General features: G+C 36.5%; 2 protein-coding genes. One reads left to right on the top strand and one right to left on the bottom strand.

All coding sequences use genetic code 11. The annotated features are described in order from the left end of the window. The first annotated feature begins 1,492 nt into the window (after positions 1–1,492). Complete coding sequence (locus tag CTN07_RS22235) at positions 1,493–1,855, top strand: hypothetical protein (protein WP_036766371.1); 363 nt, start codon at positions 1,493–1,495, stop codon at positions 1,853–1,855. A gap of 36 nt (positions 1,856–1,891) precedes the next feature. Here the strand turns inward: CTN07_RS22235 and CTN07_RS22230 are convergent. Beyond that, positions 1,892–2,444 (bottom strand): toprim domain-containing protein (locus CTN07_RS22230; protein ID WP_146154909.1); only part of this gene is annotated, 553 nt, incomplete at its 5' end.

Below are 2,444 nucleotides of genomic sequence, written 5' to 3'. Positions count from 1 at the left end.
CCCTTCACTTGGGCAATCAATTAATCCTTGAGGATAAACTCATTATTAATAATGTAACCTTAATAAATGATGTGTTTAGCGGTTCAATTGAAATACCCCCGAATGATAAAAACACTCTTAACCGATACACACCACGATTAGAAACTGTTAAAGCGCAAGAAAACTAAATGCAATAAATTAAGCCTGTTATGATGCAGGCTTTTTTATTCCTTGTATTTCTAAAAAATCCGGGCGCATTATTTTGTTATCTTTTGGCTTTTACGAGTGATTTTATTATTGATGATGCGATAACAAAATAATGCGCCAAGTCGCTATAACTTACGTGCCATTATAAAGAATGGTATACGCTGAACGAGCATTTCTTATACTCGCAAGCTCCTAACGAAATGCAAGGCGAGTTACCCACATACTCACAAAAATCGCTCCGGTTGTTTTTATTCCTACGCTCTTATGTGGATATATGGATAACTCGCCAATGACGCTGTAATATTAACGCTAATCAATAGGACAAGGATTTATACACATATTAACAGGGTAGCTCCGGTTTTTTTAATGCCTCCGCAAACCCCATTAATATGTGCATAAATCTGACGCGCTTTAAGTGCGCAAAGAGCATTCCCAGAAATTAATTCTAATTTGCTATGTAACCGTGCAAGCACGGGCAAATTAAAATTAATTTCTGCTCACTATTTCGTGCTCGTGATACGTCTCTTTTGTCATACGACAGCATAAACTTTCCCTTATTTTAACCGCATGGCAATTTAGCCTAGCAGGGTGGCGGTAGTCACTCCATAAGCAATGAGGTATTAAATCTCATCTTGTTATTGCCTTAACTCTTCTCGTTCGTGGTCTATTTAATATCGCCGGCTCGGACGCATAAGATCTATTATCCCATTAGCCACTATGTTTGCGTCCTTAGCATCGCTACGCGATGAGTGATCGTGTTTTAATTTGGTGAAATCCACTCCCTTTATTATTTAACGGTAAGATCTGCACCTAATCCCCTTAACCTACAGAGAAACCAAGACGCTATATCGTTGACCTAACGAAAACCCCGCGAAATAACCCGTTTCCCGCTTAAACCTACTTATTTAACCTAGGCGCATTTTGAGAGCTCAGAAAGACCTGACACAAATCGTCATCAGTCTGATGACATATAAGTGGTTGTCTGTAAAAGAAAAACGCATCATTCAGACATTTTCAAAAGTTGCGTAAAAGTATCATGAAAAGTGTACACCACATTTACACTAAATGGTGTAAATGTGGTGTAATTCTATATATATCATTGTGTTACTGTAAATATAGCGATATTTACACCATTCTTACACCGCGCGGTGTAAAAATGGTGTACAAATAAAAACAATAACTTATAAAAATACAAATGAATGTGGTGTAAAAGTGGTGTACACTTGAGGTAGTGTGGTGTAAGAAATAACACCACTAAAAATAGGCATGTACACCACAATTACACCACCATTTTGGAGCGTTTTGGATGGCAAGAAACCCTAGAATACAATTACCATTTTCTGAGCAGTTATATTCTCGTCTTGAGAACTATCAAAAGAATAATCAGTTTTCGACACTGACGGATGCAACAAAAGATTTAATTGAATTTGCTTTATCAATAAAAGAAAGGATGAATGATAGTAACACTAGATCAACACGTGAAATACTTGAGGAAATACTAGCGACACAATACACGCAAGAAAAGCTAACCAAACAAATGTATATGGCTGCATTCGATCCAAATATTCGAGTGCCAAGTGATATAGCGGCTATGGTTAATGTGAAATTCGATAAGTTCGGCGAGGAATCGAAAGAAAAGTCACACAAGTTTATTATTGGTAAGGAATAAAAAAAGGCAGTCATAAAAATATGACTGCCCTTGGTATTATAGCGAAGGATAATCCAGTTCTTTTTCTAGCTCTATTTGTTTCTCAAGCTCTTTGGCTGTTTGCTCTTGATAGTGTTCATATTCTGATAATGCGTTATCTATTTTATCACTAGCAACATTATCAGCATGAGTAATCTCTTTAGGTTCAATAACATCAAGTAATGATGCTATTTCTTTATTACTAAACTCTTGTGATTTGCTAATGTCATCGACCAGTTGATCTATTTTCTTAGTATCAATCTCATGCTCTCCTTTTAGCTCTGCAATATTATCGTTAACTTTATCACTAATAAGTATGCCAATATCTTGAGGTGATAATCCATCCATGGCTTCTTTGACAATAGAAACGTTATGCCCCTGAGCGGTTAATTTATTGGTTATATCGCTAATCAAATTTTGATTTGATAATTGATGCTCACTTGCCATGATAATAATTTGCTCACGTAACGCCTTGGTATCGAGCGTTCGTAAATCATGTGCATTAGTGACTGCGACAATATCAACATCGTGTGTGTTGGATCCCAATAATGAAATTCCATTTTCAAGACCA

Origin of the sequence: Photobacterium damselae (assembly GCF_003026815.1) — a bacterium.
Taxonomy (GTDB): domain Bacteria; phylum Pseudomonadota; class Gammaproteobacteria; order Enterobacterales; family Vibrionaceae; genus Photobacterium; species Photobacterium damselae.
Note: the sequence above shows the minus strand (reverse complement) of the source record. Positions and strands in the feature narration are given on the sequence as shown.